The organism is Mycobacterium sp. IDUB_1, assembly GCF_055419625.1.
The window spans coordinates 1,678,541-1,700,038 of the sequence record NZ_JBVAYA010000001.1; the positions used below are offsets into that span (position 1 = coordinate 1,678,541).

The following is a 21,498-nucleotide window of genomic DNA, read 5'->3' on the forward strand; positions in this document are numbered from 1 at the left end:
GTCCGAGTCAAGCCTACGACTCGTAGCGGTAAGGACCTTGCACCATTTCATGACGACCGGAACTGTTGGGCGAGCGCGTAGTCGCTCAACGAGCGGCCCCGCGATCGGAGCCAGGTGCGAAAACGATGACATCGTCGTGCTCCCGCCGACGGCAGGCCTCGGCGAAAATTGCGGCGTCATCGTCATTGACGATGAACTCGTCGTACTGATCCTCGGTCAACCAGTAGTACTCGATGTAGTCGATCACGCTGTTGGAGACTGGGATACCGAGAAAAGGTCGTCGCGAGACCTCTTCTCGACCGAGCCAATAGCGGCCGTTTTGTGCGAAGTGGGTTTTCGAAAATTGCATGTCACTCAGTGCTCTTGCGGACTGATCGCGGTGATTGTCCCATTTCTGCCTGGCTTACTCTTGCGATATCGTCTTATTTTGTCCCGCAACCTAGGCCGATTGCATGCCGCCGTTGACCAGCCTTTCGATTTCCTCAACCGGCGTCGCCATCAAGTGGCTGAAGATCGTTGCACTGGCGGCTGATAGCGCCGCCGCTCCTTCGCTGCCCCGGATCTCCACGAAGCCTTCGCGTATCTCGCTGACCTCGATTGACGGCGCATAGCCCCTCTTGTAAAGATTGGTCCCCAAGGGCCCCGACGCGAGATTGCTTCGTATAAGTGTTGCCCAGTTCCATATCAAGTACTTTTCCGCCAGATCAAAGTTCGAGAACTTCGCTACTGCGGGATAAAACCTTCTTCGGTCATTGGTCACGTCGATCACCCACCAGCCACCGTCGCGCCTCAGGTGATACGTCTGATCATCGGACTTGAAGACGGCGTCTTGTTTACCGTCCTCGATGATGACCGATGGTTTCCACATCCCTGCCCACGCCGTCCATCTGAGCCAATTGGTACGTAATCGCGAAAAGTCGCGCATAGCTACCTCGCTACTTCGACAGTGGGAACGCTGGGCGACCTTTAGGATCGGAGTAACTCTCTTTAAATACTTGCAGTGGCGCCGACATCCAGTGCGAGGTGCGTACGAGATTAGCTATGTCGGAGATATCCGAAGTGGCGGACATGACATCCTCTCCGTCTTCGTCCACGAGCCTTGACTGACCGGGCACAGATAAATCGATGCGGAAACCTCGGGCCACCTGATCGGCGCGAACGGGAATGCTCAGACGTGGCAATCGCATCCGGCTTCGTCTATCCGCGCCAAAGAATCCCCAGAAGAAGCGTTCGGCCACGTCCGAGTTTCTCGCGCCGAAAAGGTGCTGTTCGCCGCCCGAACGGCTCGCGTTCGTGACATCGATCCAACCGGGTCCATCTGCACTGATTCGAAAGTAGTATCTTTCTTCGCCGCCCTGGTTGAAGAATCGCATGGGCTCTCCGTAACCCTCTGGCTTCCAGGTAAATCCAGATTCAGCAGCCCATGTGACGAGGTCTGGCGATATTTCCATCGGGTTCATTCGAGAATCCCGAGATCGATGAGTTCGTTGATGGTCAACATTCTGCGCTCGTCCGGTTGGTCTCGAGAGAAGACCGTTGTGCCCTGACGGTGACGGTCCTCGATGTTCGCAGCACACGACTTTCGATCCGCATCAACCCAACACTTCTCATATGCGCGGTGGCGTGAAGCGCCCGGGCGAATGGATGGGGACCGGTGGTAAAGCTAGCGCCGTCTCGACTTGCCGCGTGACCAACGCATCAAGTTCGATTTTGTTGGCAGGCAAGCCAGGTGCTGAGCCCGGTTCCTCTAGGAGCACGACCGGATTCTCGAGTCCATCTACGTGAACGAAACCGACCGGCAAAAGCAGGGTCCCCGGCAGCAGAACAGTCTCCATCTCATCGGGGTGTCGGGACAACGGTCCTATGAATCGTCCGCTGGTTGTTGCAATTGCCGCGACGCGCTCCGAGGTGAAGTTTTCACTGGCGACTCGCGGATTGACTGAGGTAGGCAACAATCCGGGAAGCGTGATTGCGTAGCTCGGCGGTGCGCCGGTCATGCCTCGGTATGTGATCCCCGGAAGTGCTGGTAGACGGGAGATCTGCTCGACCAGATCGGTGCTCATGCGGATGCCTTCTTCATTGCTGAAACAGTCGCGGCGGCCGCGCGCTGCAAGACGTCTTCATTCCTCGCCTCGCCATGTATGTTCCATTGCCAACTACCCACGTACTTTGGCCACCGATCTTCCATGGCCGGGAATCCGACTTGCAGTTCGGGTAGAGGCGCAACCATCAGCGCTGGCTTTGACCATTCCTTGATCATCTCGATGATCACCTCCGGCGCGTTCCCGACGTACACGGCCGCGTCGTCACCGGGTTGACCCAGCAGGTATGCATCGGGAGGACCCTCTCCGGGCAGGCTTCTATTCACCGCGACCCACAACGAGTTCCGCCCCTCGCCAATGTGAACCGCGTTGTTCGTCCATACCAAGGGCTGCTCTGACGCGAGCAGGCCGTTGCAGAGATTTGTCATGGGGTCGTCGCGGTGTCGCCATAGGGAGTGCTTCGGAATGCAACCGCCAACATCCCATTTTCTCGCATATGGCCTGGATAGACCCTGGCCGACGCGCCTTCGCGCGGAGAGCTCTTTCATCACGTGGGAAGTTCGCTTCTCGGCGTCTGTCATGGTCCAATCTGCCTTAAGGCTATTCGCATTATTCCGTCGAGTCCCATCTCCATCGACATTACTTCGAATTCAGACGAACGAGGAAAGAGGATTTCTGCCTCGTCGACGTACTGCGATAGTTCCGCTATATTCACCCCGTTGTGACCTTGCACGGTGATAACGGTCGGCGTCGTACCCTCGCCAGCCCTCATAGCGAAAAGCTCGGCTACCCGTTGATCTAGCGAGGTGCTGAAGTACCCGGGATCGTGAAAAGCGCTGCCCGGCTGCAATTTCGCAAGTAGTTCATCCGGAGCATGCATACCTCTCCACGTTGTTGACGTAGCGTCCGAGGGATCAATGCGATATGGCGGAAGCGACGAGAGTCCGTCGTCGATGTGTATGATTCGTTCCTCTAACAGCGCACGTTGTGCATCCGTCATATCGGCTATCGAGTGTGCGTCTAGAACCAGGCGTTGGGTGTAGGTCAGTGGATCCGTGTTGCGCAGGTAGGGATTGATCGCCTCATAGTTCTCAGTCGAGTAGTGATAAATCGCCGCGACACCGTCGGTGCTGATCTGCGGGTACGCTTCCGATACCCGGCGAGTCCACTCTTCGAACCTTTGGGGATCGATTAAGCCCTCGGGGAGCCTGTATTCGGCATTGATCGCGCTCAAATCCGGGAGATGCCCACCGACGATGCCGTGGTTCGGCGGTGGGTCATACAATCCTGTGTGCGGCGGATTGTTCGGAATATCGGGCCCAGGCGGCGGGTCGAATGACTGCTGCGGTGCCGGCAAAGTGGGTTGGTGGGAGGGAGGCGCCGAACCATCCGAGGAAACGCCGGGCTCAGCGCTCGGCGCCTCCACCGGCGCCTTGCCGCCCGCACCCGGAACACCCTGCGCCTCTGGAACTTTGATGCCATCCAGCTTCTCGCCGATTTGCCCGGCCTTGGTGCTGATTCCCTCGGTGGCTGACGCGGCGCGAGTGCCCGCGGCCGCAGCAGCGTCTCGCGTGCCTGCGCCGGCAGCCCGTGCCTCGGCGCCTGCTACGCGTGCTTCCGCGGATGCCGCGCCGGCGGCCGGCCCGGCCTCCCCGGCACCGGGTAGGAACATCGTCCCGAACTGCGCCACGTTGTACCCCAGCGCGCGGAATGGGTCGCCGTTCTCGACATCCTTCCAGTCGACCATCTCTTTCGCGGCGTCAAGACTGCCCTGCGGATCCGAGATCACCTTCTCCGTCAGTAGCGCCGGATTGGTCAGCATCGCAGTCGAATCCGCGAGACTCTTCCATGTCTCGAGCGCACCTTGCGGGTCGTAGGCAAAGCGTCCCGGGTCGAGAGCCTGCAGCCCCTCAGCCGTGACCCCGAGGAACTTCAGTCCGCCTGCAGGCAGACTGGTCAACGCCCTGAAGTCCTGCGACAGCGCGGTACCGACGTCCTCGCCGAACGCTTCCACGAATTCCCTGGAGGCCCAGCTCTGCAGCGATGTCGTCGCTGAATCGAGCGCATTCATGCTCTGGCTGAACAACGTTCGGGAGGCATCGGCCTGCCGCTTCATGTTGGCCAGCACCGTCTTGATCTCGTCGGCGACCTCCTGGACCTTCTGCCACGGGTTCTCGCCGCTGAAGAAGTCGCCCAGCGCGTCGAGGACTCCACTGATGCTCAGCTGGTGCAGCAGTGCCCGGATCGCATTCTGCGTCGCTTCGACGTTCGCTGCGAAAGCTTCTACTTGCGCAGCCAATTCGTTTGCTTGCGCGGCGATGTCAGTCAGACCGCGGCTGATCTGCCCTGTGGCGTCACCCATGTGACCAGCCTCGGGAATCTGTTGTCCCGCGAACGCCGCACCAGCTGCAGCCACGGGTTCCGCCACCGCGCCGACCGCGGTGCCGAACGATCGCCAGGCCGCTGCAGCCGCCCGCATCTCTCCGGGATTTCCATCGGGCCAGACGTCGCCCACCAACGATTCGACGACCGTCCATGCCAGCGGCGCCACGACCCCGCTGCCCATTGGTGGCGGCATCGACGGTGCCGTGAACGCATCAGGCGCGGTGGGCTGATGCACAGATGTCTCGCCACCGCCCACCGTCGACGCGGCGTTGGCTCGCTCGTAATTGAACGCCGACATCTGCACGCCGAAGCCCACTTTGCGGCAGGCATTCACCGCCGACGCCGCGGCGTCGAGAAGTGACGCACCTGCCTGTGTGTAGGTCTGCCGGAAGAGGAGGCCCGCAGCGTCGTGCCCGAATAGTGCCCCGGCTCCTGACAGCGCGGTCGACAGGGTGTGTACCGCGGTGGCGACGGTGACGCCGTCACTGGCAACGGCCGCGCCGGTTCCGGCGAGCGTGACGGGGTCGACGGTGATGGGAGCCGTCACGGGCTAGCCCCACATACGCAGATTCGTCTGAGCCGCCGACGAATAGTTGCCGTGCGCGGTCTCGGCGATCGACCGGAGGCGCGCCAACGCATCACGCATCTCTCGGGCGCCCTCGTTCCACCGTGCCTGGGCTGCCTGCTCAGCCTCGCCGGCATCCCCATGCCACGACGTACCCAGCCGGGCCACGCTGCTCTCGGCCTGCGCCAGGTGCGCCGCCAGCTCCGAGTCGAACGCGGCCATGCGATCCACCGCAGCGAGCAGTGCGGCCGGGTCGGCGCTGAACGCACTCATCAGAGACCAGCTCCGGACACCTCGTCGCCAGATGCCTCATCGGTGAATGAGTACCGTTCGGCCGCCTCCTGCAACAAGCTTGACATCCGACTCAGCCCCTCGGCCACCGCAGCCGCGCCGTCATGCCACTCGCGCCAGACCCCGGTGTAGGCAGCGGCCGCTTGCCCGGACCAGCCTCCGCCCAGCAGTTCTGAGATGTCGGTATCGAGGGAGCCGATGTCCGAACGCAGCGTCTGCGCGAGAAGGTCGAGCTCACCCGATACGGCGACCAGCTCCGACGTCGATACCTGCAGACGCGACACGTCCACGACTCCTTTGCAGTCGAGCGGAATCCCGCCGACCAGCCTATGACTGCCGCGAGGGGGGTCTGAACACCAATTCGTGCTGTTCAGATTGGTGATTGACAGCAAAGAATCGTGCCGTCGATCTTGATGACGGGGGGATTCCCCGATTCCTCATCCCCAATACGTCAGTACCGTCAAAATGGTCAGATCAGGACTCGTCGCTGCAGAATCCAGGGTGGGCAATGAAACGCATCGCCGTTTTGCTCGGAGCACTTCTCATCGCGCCGTCGGCAGGTGTGGCGAACGCGTCGACGGCACTGCTTCTCGGCGGTAAGGGGATCTACGCCGAGCTCAGTGAAGAGCAGATGGCCAACGCCTTCGGCGGCTACTTCTCCACCTACGACCGCCGCATCAACGTCCCCTTCCCGGGCAAGGAGTTCTACTCCTCGGTCAAGATCGGCACCGAGAATCTCTACAACGCCGTCTACGACCCGCAGTACGCCGGACCCAAGACCATCGGCGGCGTCTCCGAAGGCGCGCCCGCTGTCATGGAGGTCCTGCGCCGCCTCGAAGCCGACCGCGAAAACACCACGGATGGTAAGGAACCACCGCCGCCGTCGGAACTGAACGTCGCCGTCTACGGATCGCCCAGTGGCCACTGGATGGGCAAGCTGGCGAACCTCCCGATGCCCGTCACGCCCTACAACATCATCATCGTCACGGCCCAGTACGACGGCATCGCCGACTTCCCCGACAACCCGTGGAACATGCTCGCCGTCTCCAACGCGATCATGGGCGCCGCGATCCTGCATGTGAAGCAGTCCGAATTCGACATCCGCAACAACGACACCTACTACACCGTGGAGACGAACGAGGCCGGCGGCACCACCACCACCATCCTCATCCCGACCGCGGTTCTGCCGATCCTGCAGCCGATGGTCGCGTTCAACTTCGACCCCGACTTCGTCGCGGCGCTGGACGCCAAGCTGCGTCCGAAGATCGACAAGGCCTACAAGCGGACGCCGATGGAGTACGGCATCCCGGACACCCTCAACGGACCGCCCGGAGAGACGCCGACGGTCGCCCGCCAAGATGCCGCCGACGAACAGGACGCGGTCACCGAGTCCACCACCAAGGCCACCAAGAAGAGTTCCGCAACGTCATGGAAGGACGCGGCCGCCGAGCGTCGCGAGGAGCGTAAGCGTCTCCGCGCTGAGGCGCGGGCTGAAAAGCAGGCAGTCAAAGAGGATTCGGACGATACGCCGTCCGTCACCCGGCCTCGTGAGTCCGAGGACAAGGACACCACGTCTACAAACGATCGCGACACGACCAAGCCTGCTGACAAGCCCGAGCACGCCGCGGCGACGTCATCGTCGAGTGACGCCGAGTAACGACAGTCACGCCGCCCCCTGACTCCCGTCGCGCCGCCATGCGCAGACGATACGAGTGAGCACCGACAAAGTTCGCGCACAAAAGTCAGGATGACTGACCGGACGCCGACAATGTCGCTACAGCTGGGCTTTCGCCGCACATGGGTACCGCTGCGGCCCTGCACTCCAAAGTGATTCAACCGCAACGCGATTTGCGTCAGGCCGAGTGGGTAACTGTACGTTCGAGATGATGGACGTATACAACCTCGCCTTCGAATGGACCGAGACCAACCGGCACTGGCTGCTCGAAGTTCCCATCCGGATCGTTGCCTACATCCTGGTCGTGCTGATCGCGCGCTTGCTGCTGCACCGGATGATCGACCGCGCCGCCACCGGTCGACACAACAAAACCCACGACGACGCGGCGGGCAAGAAACCGCCCTTGCTGCGTGGTCTGCGGGACCGCGCACCCTCGAACGCCCGCACCGCCGAACGTCGGCAGCAACGGGCTCAGACCATCGCCTCGGTGCTGAAGTCCAGCGTGTCGATCGTGCTGCTGATCTGGGTCGTGCTCGGCATTCTCAACGTGCTCGGCGTGAACATCGCCCCGTTCATCGCGTCCGCCGGCGTCGTCGGCCTTGCGATCGGATTCGGTGCGCAGAACCTGGTGCGCGACTTCGTGACCGGCGTGTTCATGCTGCTCGAGGATCAGTACGGCGTCGGGGACACCGTCGACCTCGGTGACGCCGTCGGCGAGGTGGAGAGCGTGGGCCTGCGCGTGACCACGGTCCGCGACATCGACGGCACCCTCTGGTACGTGCGCAACGGCGAGATCGCCCGCGTCGGCAACATGAGCCAGGACTACGCCGTCGCCCGCATCGAGGTCCCGGTCGCGCTCGGCGCCGACGTCGAGCGCGCCGAACAGGTCGCCCTCGACGCCGCGCACACTGCCCTTGAGGACCCCAAAATCGCTGCCAAGGTGCTCGGCGAACCGGAGATGCTCGGGGTCCAAGAGCTGCGTCCCGACCAGGTCACGCTGAGGATGACGGTGAAGACCCGTCCCGGTGTCCAGTGGTCGGTGCAGCGCCGGCTGCGTCGCGAGATCCTGCGCGCCTACGACGAGAGCGGCATCGAACTGCCGTACCCGCCCTCGCGCTACGCCGCGGCCGTCAACTCCGAGTAGATCTACGCCGCGAGCTTCTCCGGCACGTCGTGCTCCTCGGGCACGTCCTCGGCGGGGCGGTAGCGCTGCAGATAGCGCTGGACCTGCGCGTTACCAACCGGCTTCGACCAGGCGTTCTTGCCGCGCCGTGAGCCGGCGATCATCGCCACGATGAACACCACCAAGGCCGTGCCGTACGCAACGGCAGCGGCACTGCCGGTGGCGATCGCGTGCACGAAGAGGCCGAGCGCAACGAAGGTCAACAGGAAACTGAGGTAGGCGAACATCGCCATGGTTCTCCTTTCGCCAGAAGCGCTACGCTCACCGTAGCGCTACGTTCAGTGTAGCGTTTTGTCCGACGGGTGTATTCCGGGCGAGGGGAGCGATGATGGCGACGACGAGAGCCGACGTGGACGTAAAGATCGCCGCGGCGACTCTCGAGGTGCTCCGGACCAGGGGCCCACGGGCGGTGACGGTCGAGGCCGTGACCGCACGCTCCGGCGTGGCGAAGACGACGATCTACCGCCGATACAGCGACCGCCGTGACATGCTGGCCGCCGCGCTGTCCTCGATCAGCACAACGACCCCACTCGGCGCACAGACCGACCCGCGCGACCGCCTGCGCTGGGTGGTCGACCACGCCGTCGACGCCGTCGAGGGCGGCATCGGCTTCGGTGGTTTTGCCGCGCTGCTCACCGACGACGACCCCGAATTCGCCGAGGTGTTCCGGCGCATCCTGGCCGAACAGCGCGCGACGCTGGAATCGGTGGTCACGCACACCTGGCCCGGTGTCGACGCGGCGACGCTGATCGATGCGATCGTCGGCGCCTACACCGCCGAGCGGGCCCGCACCGGGGCGGTCGCCGACGGCTGGCAGGACCGCCTGTTCGCGGTGTTCTGGCCCGCGGGCAGCTCAGGCTGAGTCCCGCACCGCCAGATAGTGGTGCGAGGTCGCCGCGCCCTCGACGAGGTCCTCGACCCTGGCCTCGACCGCCTGATCCTGGTTGGTGAGCCGGGTGTAGTGCTGGTGCATGTGCTCGCCCCACGAGCGCACGACGAACGTCTCCACGAACGTCGACTCCTCTTCCACACTGCGGAACAGCCGCCACTGCGAGGCGCCCGTGCGCTGCCGCGAGCGGCCCAGCACCGTCATCGCGGCGATGAAGCGCTCCTCGTTCTCGGGAAGCACCCGATACGACGTGAGCACGAGAACCGGGCCGTCCAGCGGTTCGGGCTCGAACACCAACGAGGGTTCGGGCCAGTGCGACGACGGGGTGAGGTCCAGGTTCCCTGTCTTCGCGTGCAGCGGCCACCACAGTGACGACAGCCCGCAGACCAGCAGCAAGCCCACGCTGACCAGCAAGCTGGTGACGCTGGTGGTCGCGCCCGCGAGCACGCCCCAGACGACCGAACCCAGGGCCTGTCCGCCCATGAAGATCAGCTGGTAGACCGACAGACCGCGCGCCCGCACCCACGCCGGCAGGCTCAGCTGCATCGACGCGTTGAGCGTCGACAACGACAGCAGCCACGACGCGCCGCCCACCACCAGCGCCGCGATCACGATCCCGAACACCGGCACCAATGCCAGCACCGCCGTCGCCGCGGCGAAGCCCACCGCGCCGAGCGTCAGCAGGATGTTCGCGCCGAAGCGCGACCGTAGCCGCGAGAGCACCAGGGCACCGAGCAGGGCGCCGACTCCGAGCGCTCCGAGCAGCAGCCCGTACCCCGCCGAGGACAACTGCAGTTGGTCGGCGGCGATCACCGGCAGCAGTCCCCACAGCGCGCTCGCGGGGGCGATGAACAGCGCGGTGCGCAACAGGATGCGCCGCACGATCGGCGAGCTGCGGATGAAGCGACCGCCGGCGCTCAGGGCCGCCATCGCCCGCTCGGGCGGATAGTCGTGCTGCACCGGCGGGCGGCGCCACCACAGCAGCACCGCGACGATCCCGATGAACGACACGGCGTTGAGCCCGAACACCAGCGTCGGACCGGCCAACGACACGAGCGCGCCCGCGATTGCGGGCCCGATCGCCCTGGCGCCGTTCATGCTCATGCTGCCCAGCGCGGCAGCCGCGGGAATCTGTTGTGGTGGAACCAGATCCGGCTGGATCGCCTGCCAGGCGGGCATCGTCAGCGCCTGCCCGCAGCCGATCACGAACAGGACGATCAGCAACACCGCCGGCGTCGTCAACCCGAACCCGGTCAGCGCTGCCAGGAACGCCACCCCGGCCGCCATCGCGCCCTGCGTCGCAAGCAGCAGCCGCCGCCGATCCACCAGGTCGGCCAGCACCCCGGAGGGCAGCGCCAGCAGCATCACCGGCAGCGTCGTCGCGGTCTGCACCAGCGGCACCAGCACATCCGCGCGCGGATCGCCGACGAGCATCCACTGAGCGCCGACGGTCTGCATCCACGTCCCCAGATTGGAGACCAACTGCGCGATCCACAGCGCACGAAAGACCGGCGAGCGCAGCGGCGCCCAGGTCGAGCTCGTCACGTCGACAATTTTGCGTCGAGAAGCTTCAGCGCGTGCGGGACTGCGTGCTCGGGCAGCGGCGTGTTGTGGGCGGCTCCGAAGATCACGCCGACCATCGCGCCGGCAAGCACCCGCCGCTCGTCCTCGGGGGTGGGCTCCTCGAGCCGGTCCTGCAAGGCATCGGTGATGAGCTCGATCAGTTTGATGAACTCCGCGTAGATCAACCCGTGCGCCTCGGGCACCTGATACAGCAGACGCTGCCCGACGAGATCGTCCTGCCGATCCTCGTCGGACAATCCGCCGAACACCTGCGCTGCGGCGTACTCGTAGGCGGCGATGGGGGTCAGGTGCCGCGGGGCAACGCGGAACGCCGCCACGATCAGCGGCGAATGATCCGCCGAAATCAGCACCGCTTCCTTGACCTTGAAGTAGCGGTAGAACGTTCGCGGCGAGACCTCAGCGGCCTCGGCGATCTGCTCGACCGTCGTGGCGGCAAAGCCCTGCACGGTGAACAGCTCGAACGCCGCGCGGCGGATCGCGCGGCGGGTCTGTGACTTCTTGCGCTCGCGCAGCCCGAGTAGCGGGTCCGTCATCGGTGACCCATGACGCTTGCGGCGTACTCGAAGACCGGCTCGCGCAGCGCGGTGACGTCGTCGCCGCGGGTCAGCGCATTGGTCACCAGCGTCGACACCGCCGCGACCAGCGCCTGGCACGAGAACCGCGCGGCATCGTCGTGGGCGTCGAAGATCTGCGCGACGCCGGCGACGAACTCCTGCTGCAACTCCACCCGCGTGCGCATCGCGTCCGGGCCCGCCGCATAGACCTCGAGCAGGTAGAGCCGGGCGGTGATGGGGTCGGCCGCGATGAACCCGAGGTAGCGGTCCAGCATCACCGCGAAGCGCTCCATCGGGGTGCCGTCGACGGGCAGGGCGCGGATCGCCGCGACGATGAGTCGCTGGGCGCGCGCATAGCCGGACATGAAGAGGTCCTGCTTGGAGTCGAAATGCTCGTAGAACGTGGCGCGGGAAACCTTGGCCTCCCTGATGACGTCGTCGACCGTGGTGTTGGCGAACCCGTTGACCGACATCACCGTCGCGAGCGCCTTGAACAGGCGCTGCTTCTGGTTGGCCGCCACCTCGGCTCGGCTGAGGTGGTGGCGGCCGGCGGCGAGCCGCTCGGACACTGGGTCGCTCCCTTGTGAACGGTTGCCCCATCGGCATGGGCTTTGCGGATGCGAGGGCGTACGCAGTATGGCAGACCTGGCCTCGACGTTTGAGGTAGCAAATCCTTAACATTTCTCAGAAACGGCGATGTTTATGTACGATGCTCTTGGTTTCACTCGTCGGCACTGTCGAGGCGCGCGCAGTTGAGGGGTTGAGCGAAGCCTGTGCAGCGGCGTGCCGGTCCCGATGTCTGTTGATGGGGGAGCAGTGGCCATCGGGGCCGGCGTCGTCGCTTCCGTTCGTATTCTGTCGGAGTGCAGATGCTGGGCCTGATCGGTGGCATGAGCTGGGTCAGCACCGCGCACTACTACCGGGTGATCAACGAACTCATCGCAGACCGTCTCGGCGGACTGCATTCGGCGCGCATCGTGCTCGCCTCGGTCGATTTCGGCGAGATCGAGGCACTCAAACTCGCGGGGGACTGGGATGGAGTTGCCGCGCGCCTGGTCGACGAGGGACGGCGCCTGGAGGACGCCGGTGCCGATGCGCTCGTGTTGTGCACCAACACCATGCATTACGTCGCCCCGGCCATCGAGGCTGCCGTCACGGTGCCGTTCCTGCACATCGCTGACACGACTGCGCGGGCCGTGAAGGCGGCCGGGCTGACCCGAGTCGGCTTGCTGGCCACCGCCTTCACGATGGAGCAGTCGTTCTACGTGTCGCGGTTCGCGTCCTTCGGGGTGGAGGTGGTGACGCCCGACGCCGACGACCGTGCTCTGGTGAGCCGGATCATCTATGACGAGTTGTGCCACAACGTCGTTCGCTCTGAGTCGCGGGCTTTCTACCGCGACGTCGTCGCGCGGATGGCCGGGGTGCAGGGCGTGATCCTCGGTTGCACCGAAGTCGAACTGCTGCTCGGCCCCGACGACGTGGCCGTGCCCGTGTTCCCCACGACGCTGCTGCATGCGCAGGCCGCGGTCGACTTCGCGCTCAGTGGGCCAGCGCCGGAACCTTCGCCCGCATCTGGTGGCGCAACTCCGTGAACTCCGCGATGGAACGGGTCGCCACCGTGGCCACCGGCCGGGCGTTGCGGCCCGTCGCCTCGGTCTTGCTGACCATCACCACGCTGTCGATGTAGGGCTGGATCGTCGTCGCGTTCTGCACCGTCGCGACGATCACCAGCTGGAAGCCGAACTTGCGGAACGCCTGCAGCGCCTGCTGAGCGAACTGCGGATCGGACTTGGAGAACGCCTCGTCGAGCATCAGCTGCGCGAACACCGGCTTGTTGTCGGTACTTTCGGGGCTCGCCAGGTTGAAGCTCAGCGCGCCGGCGAGACAGAACGCCATCAGCTTCTCCTGCTCGCCGCCCGAGTTGTCGCCGGCGTTGCTGTGCGTGCGGATCAGCTCGTCGGACGCGACGTCCCACTCGGCGCAGTCGAAGGTGAACCGGTTGCGCACATCGAGCGCATCGCGCGTCCACGCCTTGTCCTCCGGCGCCGTCGACGCCAGCCGGTTCCGCAACCGCAGGATGTCGGCGTACTGGTCGAGGATCGCCTGCTTGTCCCCGAGCCCGACCTCGGCGATGCGCCTGCTGATCGCCCGCACGATCTCCGTCAGCTCGGATGCCGCGGTCAGGCTGCGCGGTGTGGCGCGCAGCGTCAGACGGGTGCCGCGGTTGAATTCGACTGCCCCCAAACCGGTGTTGACCCGCTCGATCTGCTCGGCGATGCGGCGTGCTTCCTGCTCGGCCACCCGGTGCAGCGTCAGGATCGCATCCGGCGCCTGCTCGGTGACCAGCCGCATCATCCGCTCGTAAGCCTCGGGCAGCTCACGTTCGTCGATGTGCCGGCATAGCGCCACATAGTCGTGCACGCGCTCGTCGAAATTCTCCGAGTCGTTCGGGATCGCGTCGGGGAACGCCGTGTCGAACGTGTTCAGGATGCGGGCGAGCTCGTCGTAGGAGCGGCGCCGGCTCTCCCGCAGCTGCTCCCGTTCCTTCTTGATCGCGCCGAACAGTGCATCGCGGAAGGGCTCTGGGTCCAGCAGCTCGAGGCTGACGGGAAGCTGCGCGCAGTAGCGAGTGAGCAGCTCCGTCAGCGGCTCACTGACGAACGCCGGCGACAGCCGCTCCTCCAATTCGAGCAGCCGCGTCCGCCGGGTGTCCAGATCGTCGCGGCGGGTCTGGATCGCGCCGCGACGCGTCATCAATTTCTGGATTTGCGACCAACATTCGTCGGCGCGTGCGTTGAGAGCCTCGATGTCGGGGTTGTCGGCCAGCAGCAGCTCGTACTGTTCGCGCAACCGGTCGGCGTGCCCGTCGGCGGTCTCGGCGTCGATCTGGCTCCACTGCGGGAACTGCTCGCAGATCGCTTTGCACGCCGCCGCGCGGTCCCGCCACTGCTGACGCTGCGCGGCGATGTCGTCGGCGGTGCGGCGCGCCTTCTGGTACGCCTCCTCGGCGGCGGCCAGATCGACGGTGAGCGCGTTGATCTTCGCCGACACGTCACCCTGGTACAGGTACTCCGACTGCTTGAGCGGGCGCCGGTCGTCCTTGATCGCGAGCCGATCGGAATCCTTGTACAGGCCCGTGTCGGTGACGGCGCGGCGGAACCGGGCGAACACCTCAGGGGTGTCCACGCAGACGTGATCGCCTGCGGCTGTGACGACGTCGACGGCCTCGGCCGCACACGGATGTGAGGGGTCGACGGGAAAGAGCTTTCCTGCCAACGTGTTCGGCTCCGGCTCGACCGGATCAGCACCCAGCATCTTGGCCCGCACATGGTGCAGCGCCAGCCGGCCGCGCATGTTAGTCTCGTTGACGAATGCCAGCACCGCCGTCCAGTGCTGATCGGGCACCATCAGACGCAACCCGACCCCGCGCAGGACCTTCTCGACCGCCGTGCGCCAGCGGGTCTGATCGGCCCGCAGATCCATCAGCTCTGCGACATAGGGCAATTCGGCGGCGTCGACACCGACGGCCGCGCAGATCTGGTCGCGCATCAGCAGCGCGAACTCGGGCAGTGCCGATCCGACGTGTTCGACGCGTTTGAGTTCCTTGGCGGCGTCGTCGCGGGCCATGCGGGCGGCCTTCTGCGCGTACTCGGCGTCGGTGGACGCCTCCCGGTGGCGTTCCACCTTGGCGAGCAGTTCTGCGGCCTGCTGCAGGAGCTCTTCGCGAAGGTTCCAGAACTCGTCCGCGGTGTCGGGGACGTCGAGGTCCTGCGCGGTCAGCATGTCCTCGTAGGCGGCGCGGCGGCGCGAGACCTGCTCTGCCTCGGTCTCCGCGGCGGTCACCTGGCTCTGCAGCGGACCGATGTCCGCGCTGGTGCCGCTGATCTGTGCGTTGAGCGAATCTGCCTCGGCCTTGGCGAGATTCAGCGCTCGGGTGACGTCTTCGTACTCGTTGTCGAGCTGGTCGATCGTGGTGTCGAGCTGGCCGATCTGCGCCGGGCACTGCGCGAGACGGACGTGGTCGGTGTACGCGCGCACCATCGGAAGGTCGACGAGGTCGATGATGCCGAGATCGCTGGATTCCGACGCGTAGCGCTGCTGGATCTTCTCGATGTCACCGAGGATCTTGCGTTTGCGCTGCGCGACGGCCAGCAGCTCACGGGCCTCCACCAGCGGGTCGATCTGCTTGAGCGCCTCGGGCAGCCGGGCCAGGCTGCCCGGCTCGTCGAGCATGAACTCGCGCACGAACTGCTCGAGGCCGCCGACGCTCTTGAGCGACTTGGCTTTTCCGAGCAGCTGCTGGGCCGCGTCGGACGCGCGGATGCCGATGGTCGCGTAGAGCTGCGCCAGGTACTGCGATTCCACCTTCGTGGTGAACCGCCAGCCGTCTTCCTTGAACACACTCGTGTCGAAACGCCCTGCCGCCCACCGGTTACAGACGTCCTCGATGCCGAGATCGCCGTCGCCGAGCACGAACCGGCTCGACGAGTCATTGCGCGACTCGCCCGTCAGCCACTTGAGCACCAGGCCCGTCACCGTGCGGCCGGAGTCGCTGGCATAGGTGACCGCGACCGCCGACCACGCCGTCCCGTCGCCGCGCAGATACATCACCCGGCTGGTGCCGCCGTCGCTGCGCTGGCCCCACGCGCCACGCACGTACTTGTCCACCGTGCGTCGGCCCGCGCTCGAGCCGGCCGCGGTGTTGTCACCCGAGGCGTTGAAGTTGCGTCGGTTGAACGGCAGGAAGCCCAGTGAAATGGCATCCAGCAGTGAGGATTTGCCACTACCAGAGGCGCCGGCGATCAGCGCGCCGCCCTCGCTGAAAGGAATCGAGTGGTATCCGTCGAACACGCCCCAGTTGATGACCTGCAGCCGCGCGAGGTGGAACTGCTCAGTCAAGGTCGGTCTCCTGGTCCTGCGCGGTGTGTACGCCGGTGGTCAGCATCTCGAACTGCTGCTGCAGCTCGGTGATGACGCTGGCCGTCATCACCGCGGTGATCACCGGGCTGATCGTGTAGCTGTCCTCGTCGTCGCGGCTGCGGCGCAGGATCTCCAGACCCATGAGCCGGGCGATCGCCGCGTCGATGCGGCCCGTGAACGTGACCGCGTCCCGGTCCACGTCGTTGAGCACACCGGAGAACAAGCCGTGCATCTCCTCTCGCGAGATCAGCACGCTCTGCCCGCCCGCGGCGCGCATCATCTGTGCCAGATGCAGGGCCAGGATCGAGTCGTACGTGCCGAGCGGTTCGCGGCGTAAGAGCTTGATGCCCTTGGCCGATTCGTAACGGGCCTGCTCGACGAACGCGACGTCGGTCCCGTCCACGATGCGCAGCAGCAGATCCAGTTCCGAGAGCCGCACCGAGAGTTGATGGCGGTACTCGAGCACCCACGCGTAGATGTCGGCGTCCGATTCGGCGCTGATGTAGCGGCGCGTCAGAAGGTGCTGCAGAGCCCAGCAGGCACGGTCGGGGAGTTCGGAAACGTCGCCGTCGAACCGCGGCCGGCGCTGATGCGGCGGACGGGCGGTCTGGTCGACCTGCGGTAGGTCGGAAAACCCGGCGAAGTCGGTGGTTGCATCGGTACTCACGGGGTTACTCCCACGGCAATCGGTTCGGTGAAAGTCACGTCGGGAACGGCGATCTCGCGGTCACGGCCGTCCAGGGATCGGAACCGGACCGTCGTGGACGCTCGGCTGGACTCCTGGGGTTGCTTGAGCGCCCACGACCACAGGACGATGACGTGACCGAGGTAGGCCCCTTGCCCGGACGTGTCCAGTTTCGCCACGGCGTCCGGCAGCGACACCGGCAACGCGCTGTTGATCATCTCCGCCATCGCGGCCGCGTCGACCTGCGTGGTGAGCGCCGCGAAGCTGGTGAGGTCGACATCACCCTCGGCGGGCGCGGCCGGCTTGGGGTTGGACAGGTCGCCGATCTTGAAGCTGAGCGCACCGACGGAGCTGATCGCGTGCCGGGCCAGCGGCAGTTCGAGATCGAGGCGCGAATCGGTCAGCGAGGTCTTGAGCAGCGCCCGCGCGGCACCGATCGCCTCGTTGAGCTGGCGGGCGATGCCGCGGCTCTGCTCGAGAGTGCCGAATGCGGTGAACCGCTTCACCCGCTGCGCGCAGCGCTGCTGGATGCGTTCGACCTCGTCGATCTGATGGCCAACCAGTTCGAAGAAGCCGGCCATCACCGACCGCAACGCCGGGTCCAGATCCGGTAGCGCCCCGGCGACCGCGGCCACGTCGGCCTCGAACTCGGCGCGCTGGTCGGGGTCGTTGATCATGCGCAGAAAGGCGCGGTGGCTGTCGCGGCCCTGTGAATCCCACGCGGCCTGGTAGTCGGCGTACATCTGCCGCTGCCGATCGCGGTAGGCGACGTTGCTGTCGATCGGCTCGTCGAGCGCCGCGGTCGCCTGCTCGATCATCGTGCCGTACTGGCCGATGTCGGTGATCAGGCGTTCCATCTGCAGGGCGATCGCGCGGGCCTCGTCGTGGGCGTCCGTGACATCGGGGGCGGGCCGTTCCCCGGAGTCGAGTTCCTCGAGCTCGCGGCGCAGCGCGTCGATCTCGGCTTCGATGCTCTTGCGGATGCGGGCCGGATCGTTGCCGACCCGGATCGCGACCTGCTTGAGCCGGCCGGCGATGCCGGTGATCGACCCGCCGGTGGCGATCGTGTCCTGGCGCCGCATGCTGCGCAGGAAGTCCAGCGCACGCCGCGCGTCCTGGGTGAGGTAGCAGACGTTCTGGTCGCTTCTCTCATCGACGATCCGGTGCAGCCACCCCTGGCTGGCCCAGGACTTGACCAGCGCGAGGCCGGGCTGATCGTCTCCGAGGTCGGTCAGATCGCGCTCGATACGGACCACGAGATCGGTCTCGGCGACCACGCCGCCGCTCAGGTGCCGGTCCATCAGCGTGGCGTAGAGGTTCAGGTTGGTGGCCGACAGCAGCCGCACCGTCGGGGAGGCCTGCAGCTCGCGGTTGCGCTCGAGCAGCTCGGTCGCCGACAGCTGGTCGTCCACGCACCCTCCTTCTGGTCTCTGGCCGGAGGCCCCAACATAGGCCACGGCGGGGACACCACCGCCGTCCGCGGGGGAGTGTCGCGATGTTTCCGGCGCGTCGTGTGACGGGTGTGACCAGCGGGATTGTCGGGTCTGGTGAGGGTGTCGTCCAGGCCCTCGGCAGGCCGGCCTGGTTGACTGCTCGGATGACCTCGGCGCGGTGGCACACCCCTGCCGTCAGGCTGCTGGGCGCCGCGATCCTGGGCCTGGCAGCCGGCGCTGTGGCGTCCGTCGAGTTCGGGTGGTTCGCGATCCTGATCGGCTGGGACGTGCTCGCGCTCACCTACCTGGTGTGGACGTGGTCGGTGCTGTGGCGATTCGACGCCGACCAGACCGCGTCGCATGCCGAGGTCGAGGAGCCGGGCCGCAGCACCGTCTTCGTACTGATCCTCGTCGGCGCGCTTGCGAGCCTGGTCGGTGTGGGCCTGCTGCTGGCCAACGCGCGGCCCGAGTACATGGGTGCGGTTGCGCCGTTCATCGCGGTGGCCAGCGTGGTGATCTCCTGGTTCGCCGTGCACACGCTCTTCGCGCTGACGTACGCGAAGATCTACTTCCGCGAAAAACCCATCGGTGGAATCGATTTCAACACCTCGGAGCCGCCACGCTACAGCGACTTCGCCTACGTGGCCTACGCCGTCGGCATGAGCTTCGCGATCTCGGACACCAATCTGACGTCATCGCGGATGCGGGCGACCGCACTCAAACACGGTCTGCTGTCCTACCTTTTCGGCTCCGTGATCGTCGCCTCCGTCGTGAACCTGATCGCCGGCGGGCTGTAGCTCACACCAGCCCGAGATCCCGCAGCGAGGCCACGGTGTCGCGCATCGTCTCCGCCAGCGGGCGCGGCTGCCAACCGAGCGTGGCCTTGGCCTTCGCGTTGCTGATCTGCGGCCGTGTGCCCGACGCCTCGTCGGCACGGTCGACCCCGATCAGACGCGCCAGCTCACCGAATGTCACCGCCGGCTCGTCGGCCACCACCAGGAAACGTTCGCCTGCAGCGTCGTTCGTGGTCATGGCGCGTACATGTGCGTCGGCGACATCGCGGACGTCCACGACGCCGAAGTACTGCGACGGCGGGAACTCGCCACCGGTGAGCATCGAACGCACGATCTGTACCGACGTCGAGAGATGCGGACCCAGCGTCGGTCCGAAGATCCCGACCGGGACGATCGTCGTCAGCTCCAGCGCGCCGCCCTCGCTGTCGATGAAGTCCCACCCAGCCCGCTCGGCAATCGCCTTCGACCTGATGTAGGCGGTGTTCTCGTCGGCCGGATCGGTCCAATCCTTTTCCGACCAAAGCTGTTCGGTACTCGGTGAGTACCCCACCGCGGCGAACGACGACGTCATCACCACCCGCGTGCACCCTGCATCACGTGCATGGCGCAGCACTCGCAACGTGCCGTCACGCGCCGGCGCGATGACCTCGTCGTCGGTGCGCGGGTTCTGTGCCGGGAACGGGGACGCGACGTGCATGACGACGTCGGCGCCGGCGACGGCGTCCGCCCAGCCGTCATCGGAACCGAGATCGGCGTACGCGAATTCGACGGTGTCGGAGTCGAATCCGCCCGCGGCCACGGTCTCGCGGACGTTGTCGGCGCGAGTCGGAGCCCGGACCGCGGCGCGCACCCCATAGCCCTCTGCGAGAAGCTGATTGACGAGATGACTGCCGACGTACCCGGCCGCGCCGGTTACCAGGACCAGGTCGCTCACGTCGCGGCCAGCCAGTCGGCGAAGCGGAGCGTGCCCAGCCGGGCACCGTCGCCCGTGACCAGGCTGTCGGTGTCGAGGTGCGCGCCGAAGTAGGTGGCTGCGTCGTCGTCGACCACGGCTGCATCCTCACCCCGGTGGGCCAGTACTGCGCGCGCCAGGTCGGCGAACGTCATCTTCTCCGGACCGCCCACCTCGACGATGCCGTTGGCAGGAGCGCCCTGCGCTGCGTCGGCGACCGCGGCCGCCACCTCCGCCGATGCGATCGGCTGGATTCGGGCCACCGGGACGCGGTACTCACCGCTCACAGCCAGCGATCCGACGATGAGCTCGGCGAACTCATGGAACTGCGTCGCACGCACGATCGTGAACGGCAGCCCGGAGTCGGCGATCGTGCGTTCCTGGACGACCTTGGCCCGCATGTAACCGCTGTCGGTGATGCCGTCCGTGCCGACGATCGACAGCGCGACGTAGTGCTCGACCCCGGCACCCGCGGCGGCCTTGACGAGGTTCGCCGATGCCTTGGTGAAGAACTCGAGCGCTGGATCACCCTCCAGCTGAGGCGAATTGGCGACATCGACCAGTACCGCCGCCCCGGCGAGCGCGTCGTCGAGCCCCTCCCCGGTCAGCACGTTTGCGCCCGTGCGCAGCGATGCCCCGACGACGTCATGCCCGGCTGCGGTCAGAATTTCGACTACTTGAGTGCCGATCATTCCCGACGCGCCCACCACTGAAATCCTCATGACTCCACTCTGACAGTCGGGGCCCGAGAAACAACCCCCGGAAAGTCCGTAGTCTTGAGCGCCATGACGGCGGTGTTCGTACATGGCAATCCGGAGACCCCCGCGATCTGGGGTCCGCTGCTCGCGGTCCTCGGCCGCGACGACGTGGTGCTGCTGACGCCGCCGGGTTTCGGGGCGCCGCTGCCCGACGGGTTCGGTGCGACCTTCCTGGAGTACCGCGACTGGTTGGAAGACGAGCTGTCGTCGATCGAGGGTCCCATCGACCTCGTCGGCCACGACTGGGGTGGTGGGCACGTCGTCAACCTGGTCATGCACCGGCCCGAATTGGTGCGCAGCTGGGCCAGCGACGTCGTCGGATTGTTCGACCCGGAGTACGTGTGGCACGACATGGCGCAGGTGTGGCAGACGCCCGGGGCGGGCGAGGAGTCACTGGACGCCATGCTCGGCGGTGACCTGACCGCGCGCACCGACCTGATGATGTCGTTCGGCATCCCGGCCGACGTCGCCGCGGCGATCGCCGAACACCAGAACGCCGACATGGGCCGGGCGATCCTGGCGCTCTACCGGTCGGCTGCGCAGCCCGCAATGGCCGAGGCGGGGCGGGAGCTCGAGCGGGCTGCCGCGCGGCCCGGTCTGTCGCTGCTGGCCACCGACGACGCCTTCATCGGCGCCCACGACAACCGGCGTCGCGCCTCCGAGCGCGCCGGTGCGCGCATCGAGGTGCTCGAGGGGCTGGGGCACTGGTGGATGGTGCAGGACCCGCACCGCGGCGCCGAGGCTCTGAACGCGTTCTGGGCGACGCTCTCCTGAGCCCTGCGGGGTGC

At 65.9% G+C, this 21,498-nt stretch carries 23 protein-coding genes; 6 read left to right on the forward strand and 17 right to left on the reverse strand.

Translation table 11 applies throughout. The annotated features are described in order from the left end of the window. Positions 1 to 85: 85 nt before the first annotated feature. From ACZYYX_RS08620 to ACZYYX_RS08655, 8 genes are all read right to left on the reverse strand, one after another. Positions 86 to 247, reverse strand: a complete 162-nt coding sequence (locus ACZYYX_RS08620; RefSeq protein ID WP_463814003.1) for a hypothetical protein — start codon at positions 245 to 247, stop codon at positions 86 to 88. 192 nt (positions 248 to 439) lie between these two features. Continuing rightward, positions 440 to 925: a hypothetical protein gene (locus tag ACZYYX_RS08625; protein ID WP_463814004.1), complete on the reverse strand. Its 486-nt coding sequence runs from the start codon at positions 923 to 925 to the stop codon at positions 440 to 442. A gap of 10 nt (positions 926 to 935) precedes the next feature. Next, positions 936 to 1,460: an Imm61 family immunity protein gene (locus ACZYYX_RS08630; protein ID WP_463814005.1), complete on the reverse strand. Its 525-nt coding sequence runs from the start codon at positions 1,458 to 1,460 to the stop codon at positions 936 to 938. Positions 1,461 to 1,607: 147 nt separating this feature from the next. Beyond that, positions 1,608 to 2,063 (reverse strand): ADP-ribosyltransferase family protein, encoded by a 456-nt coding sequence (locus ACZYYX_RS08635; protein ID WP_463814006.1) that lies wholly within the window; start codon positions 2,061 to 2,063, stop codon positions 1,608 to 1,610. Continuing rightward, entirely contained in the window at positions 2,060 to 2,623 is a 564-nt protein-coding gene (locus ACZYYX_RS08640; protein WP_463814007.1) for a hypothetical protein, read from the reverse strand. The genes ACZYYX_RS08635 and ACZYYX_RS08640 overlap by 4 nt, the downstream gene beginning before the upstream one ends. Continuing rightward, positions 2,620 to 4,974, reverse strand: a complete 2,355-nt coding sequence (locus ACZYYX_RS08645) for an ADP-ribosyltransferase (RefSeq protein WP_463814008.1) — start codon at positions 4,972 to 4,974, stop codon at positions 2,620 to 2,622. Before ACZYYX_RS08645 ends, ACZYYX_RS08640 begins: the two co-directional genes overlap by 4 nt. A 3-nt stretch (positions 4,975 to 4,977) precedes the next feature. Continuing rightward, positions 4,978 to 5,265: a WXG100 family type VII secretion target gene (locus ACZYYX_RS08650; protein ID WP_463814009.1), complete on the reverse strand. Its 288-nt coding sequence runs from the start codon at positions 5,263 to 5,265 to the stop codon at positions 4,978 to 4,980. Continuing rightward, positions 5,265 to 5,567, reverse strand: a complete 303-nt coding sequence (locus ACZYYX_RS08655) for a WXG100 family type VII secretion target (RefSeq protein ID WP_463814010.1) — start codon at positions 5,565 to 5,567, stop codon at positions 5,265 to 5,267. The genes ACZYYX_RS08650 and ACZYYX_RS08655 overlap by 1 nt, the downstream gene beginning before the upstream one ends. A 224-nt stretch (positions 5,568 to 5,791) precedes the next feature. On the opposite strand from ACZYYX_RS08655, the gene ACZYYX_RS08660 reads away from it, so the two are divergent. Together ACZYYX_RS08660 and ACZYYX_RS08665 are read left to right on the forward strand one after the other, a co-directional pair. Continuing rightward, positions 5,792 to 6,940 (forward strand): PE-PPE domain-containing protein, encoded by a 1,149-nt coding sequence (locus tag ACZYYX_RS08660; RefSeq protein ID WP_463814011.1) that lies wholly within the window; start codon positions 5,792 to 5,794, stop codon positions 6,938 to 6,940. Positions 6,941 to 7,169: 229 nt separating this feature from the next. After that, a complete protein-coding gene (locus ACZYYX_RS08665) occupies positions 7,170 to 8,102 on the forward strand; it encodes a mechanosensitive ion channel family protein (protein WP_463814012.1) in 933 nt (310 codons plus the stop codon). 2 nt (positions 8,103 to 8,104) lie between these two features. On the opposite strand, the gene ACZYYX_RS08670 is transcribed toward ACZYYX_RS08665, so the two are convergent. After that, positions 8,105 to 8,374 (reverse strand): hypothetical protein, encoded by a 270-nt coding sequence (locus ACZYYX_RS08670; RefSeq protein ID WP_463814013.1) that lies wholly within the window; start codon positions 8,372 to 8,374, stop codon positions 8,105 to 8,107. Between the two features lie 95 nt (positions 8,375 to 8,469). Here ACZYYX_RS08670 and ACZYYX_RS08675 point away from each other — a divergent pair, with 95 nt between their 5' ends. Next, positions 8,470 to 9,003, forward strand: a complete 534-nt coding sequence (locus tag ACZYYX_RS08675; protein ID WP_463814014.1) for a TetR/AcrR family transcriptional regulator — start codon at positions 8,470 to 8,472, stop codon at positions 9,001 to 9,003. On the opposite strand, the gene ACZYYX_RS08680 is transcribed toward ACZYYX_RS08675, so the two are convergent. From ACZYYX_RS08680 to ACZYYX_RS08690, 3 genes are read right to left on the reverse strand one after another with little or no spacing between them, the layout of a single operon-like run. After that, complete coding sequence (locus ACZYYX_RS08680) at positions 8,995 to 10,584, reverse strand: MFS transporter (RefSeq protein WP_463814848.1); 1,590 nt, start codon at positions 10,582 to 10,584, stop codon at positions 8,995 to 8,997. The genes ACZYYX_RS08675 and ACZYYX_RS08680 overlap by 9 nt on opposite strands. Further along, the gene (locus ACZYYX_RS08685; protein WP_463814015.1) at positions 10,572 to 11,147 is read right to left on the reverse strand and encodes a TetR/AcrR family transcriptional regulator; all 576 of its coding nucleotides are present in this window, start codon (positions 11,145 to 11,147) and stop codon (positions 10,572 to 10,574) included. The genes ACZYYX_RS08680 and ACZYYX_RS08685 overlap by 13 nt, the downstream gene beginning before the upstream one ends. Continuing rightward, positions 11,144 to 11,737 (reverse strand): TetR/AcrR family transcriptional regulator, encoded by a 594-nt coding sequence (locus tag ACZYYX_RS08690; RefSeq protein ID WP_463814016.1) that lies wholly within the window; start codon positions 11,735 to 11,737, stop codon positions 11,144 to 11,146. The genes ACZYYX_RS08685 and ACZYYX_RS08690 overlap by 4 nt, the downstream gene beginning before the upstream one ends. Before the next feature lie 300 nt (positions 11,738 to 12,037). On the opposite strand from ACZYYX_RS08690, the gene ACZYYX_RS08695 reads away from it, so the two are divergent. Further along, positions 12,038 to 12,760 (forward strand): aspartate/glutamate racemase family protein, encoded by a 723-nt coding sequence (locus ACZYYX_RS08695; protein ID WP_463814850.1) that lies wholly within the window; start codon positions 12,038 to 12,040, stop codon positions 12,758 to 12,760. On the opposite strand, the gene ACZYYX_RS08700 is transcribed toward ACZYYX_RS08695, so the two are convergent. The 3 genes from ACZYYX_RS08700 to ACZYYX_RS08710 are packed head-to-tail and all read right to left on the reverse strand — an operon-like array spanning position 12,708 to position 18,185. Next, on the reverse strand, positions 12,708 to 16,067 hold the full coding sequence (locus ACZYYX_RS08700; protein ID WP_463814017.1) for an ATP-binding protein: 3,360 nt from the start codon (positions 16,065 to 16,067) through the stop codon (positions 12,708 to 12,710). The two genes, ACZYYX_RS08695 and ACZYYX_RS08700, sit on opposite strands and share 53 nt — an antisense overlap. After that, positions 16,060 to 16,755 carry a DUF4194 domain-containing protein gene (locus ACZYYX_RS08705; RefSeq protein WP_463814018.1) on the reverse strand — a complete coding sequence of 232 codons (696 nt, stop codon included), beginning with the start codon at positions 16,753 to 16,755 and terminating at the stop codon, positions 16,060 to 16,062. The genes ACZYYX_RS08700 and ACZYYX_RS08705 overlap by 8 nt, the downstream gene beginning before the upstream one ends. Then, the gene (locus ACZYYX_RS08710) at positions 16,752 to 18,185 is read right to left on the reverse strand and encodes a DUF3375 domain-containing protein (protein ID WP_463814019.1); all 1,434 of its coding nucleotides are present in this window, start codon (positions 18,183 to 18,185) and stop codon (positions 16,752 to 16,754) included. The genes ACZYYX_RS08705 and ACZYYX_RS08710 overlap by 4 nt, the downstream gene beginning before the upstream one ends. Before the next feature lie 185 nt (positions 18,186 to 18,370). On the opposite strand from ACZYYX_RS08710, the gene ACZYYX_RS08715 reads away from it, so the two are divergent. Further along, positions 18,371 to 19,003, forward strand: coding sequence for a DUF1345 domain-containing protein (locus ACZYYX_RS08715; RefSeq protein WP_463814020.1), 633 nt, complete (start codon positions 18,371 to 18,373; stop codon positions 19,001 to 19,003). Between the two features lies 1 nt (position 19,004). Here the strand turns inward: ACZYYX_RS08715 and ACZYYX_RS08720 are convergent, their stop codons facing one another. Both ACZYYX_RS08720 and ACZYYX_RS08725 read right to left on the reverse strand, forming a co-directional pair. After that, complete coding sequence (locus tag ACZYYX_RS08720) at positions 19,005 to 19,934, reverse strand: NAD-dependent epimerase/dehydratase family protein (protein ID WP_463814021.1); 930 nt, start codon at positions 19,932 to 19,934, stop codon at positions 19,005 to 19,007. Further along, complete coding sequence (locus ACZYYX_RS08725; protein ID WP_463814022.1) at positions 19,931 to 20,674, reverse strand: SDR family oxidoreductase; 744 nt, start codon at positions 20,672 to 20,674, stop codon at positions 19,931 to 19,933. Before ACZYYX_RS08725 ends, ACZYYX_RS08720 begins: the two co-directional genes overlap by 4 nt. A gap of 63 nt (positions 20,675 to 20,737) precedes the next feature. On the opposite strand from ACZYYX_RS08725, the gene ACZYYX_RS08730 reads away from it, so the two are divergent. Next, complete coding sequence (locus ACZYYX_RS08730; protein ID WP_463814023.1) at positions 20,738 to 21,484, forward strand: alpha/beta fold hydrolase; 747 nt, start codon at positions 20,738 to 20,740, stop codon at positions 21,482 to 21,484. Positions 21,485 to 21,498 lie beyond the last annotated feature (14 nt).

Coding starts and splice junctions, on each gene's coding strand:
- ACZYYX_RS08625 (WP_463814004.1), bottom strand. CDS start 925: ATGCGCGACTTTTCGCGATTACGTACCAATTGGCTCAGATGGACGGCG.
- ACZYYX_RS08630 (WP_463814005.1), bottom strand. CDS start 1,460: ATGAACCCGATGGAAATATCGCCAGACCTCGTCACATGGGCTGCTGAA.
- ACZYYX_RS08635 (WP_463814006.1), bottom strand. CDS start 2,063: ATGAGCACCGATCTGGTCGAGCAGATCTCCCGTCTACCAGCACTTCCG.
- ACZYYX_RS08640 (WP_463814007.1), bottom strand. CDS start 2,623: ATGACAGACGCCGAGAAGCGAACTTCCCACGTGATGAAAGAGCTCTCC.
- ACZYYX_RS08650 (WP_463814009.1), bottom strand. CDS start 5,265: ATGAGTGCGTTCAGCGCCGACCCGGCCGCACTGCTCGCTGCGGTGGAT.
- ACZYYX_RS08660 (WP_463814011.1), top strand. CDS start 5,792: ATGAAACGCATCGCCGTTTTGCTCGGAGCACTTCTCATCGCGCCGTCG.
- ACZYYX_RS08665 (WP_463814012.1), top strand. CDS start 7,170: ATGGACGTATACAACCTCGCCTTCGAATGGACCGAGACCAACCGGCAC.
- ACZYYX_RS08670 (WP_463814013.1), bottom strand. CDS start 8,374: ATGGCGATGTTCGCCTACCTCAGTTTCCTGTTGACCTTCGTTGCGCTC.
- ACZYYX_RS08675 (WP_463814014.1), top strand. CDS start 8,470: ATGGCGACGACGAGAGCCGACGTGGACGTAAAGATCGCCGCGGCGACT.
- ACZYYX_RS08685 (WP_463814015.1), bottom strand. CDS start 11,147: ATGACGGACCCGCTACTCGGGCTGCGCGAGCGCAAGAAGTCACAGACC.
- ACZYYX_RS08695 (WP_463814850.1), top strand. CDS start 12,038: ATGCTGGGCCTGATCGGTGGCATGAGCTGGGTCAGCACCGCGCACTAC.
- ACZYYX_RS08715 (WP_463814020.1), top strand. CDS start 18,371: ATGACCTCGGCGCGGTGGCACACCCCTGCCGTCAGGCTGCTGGGCGCC.
- ACZYYX_RS08725 (WP_463814022.1), bottom strand. CDS start 20,674: ATGAGGATTTCAGTGGTGGGCGCGTCGGGAATGATCGGCACTCAAGTA.
- ACZYYX_RS08730 (WP_463814023.1), top strand. CDS start 20,738: ATGACGGCGGTGTTCGTACATGGCAATCCGGAGACCCCCGCGATCTGG.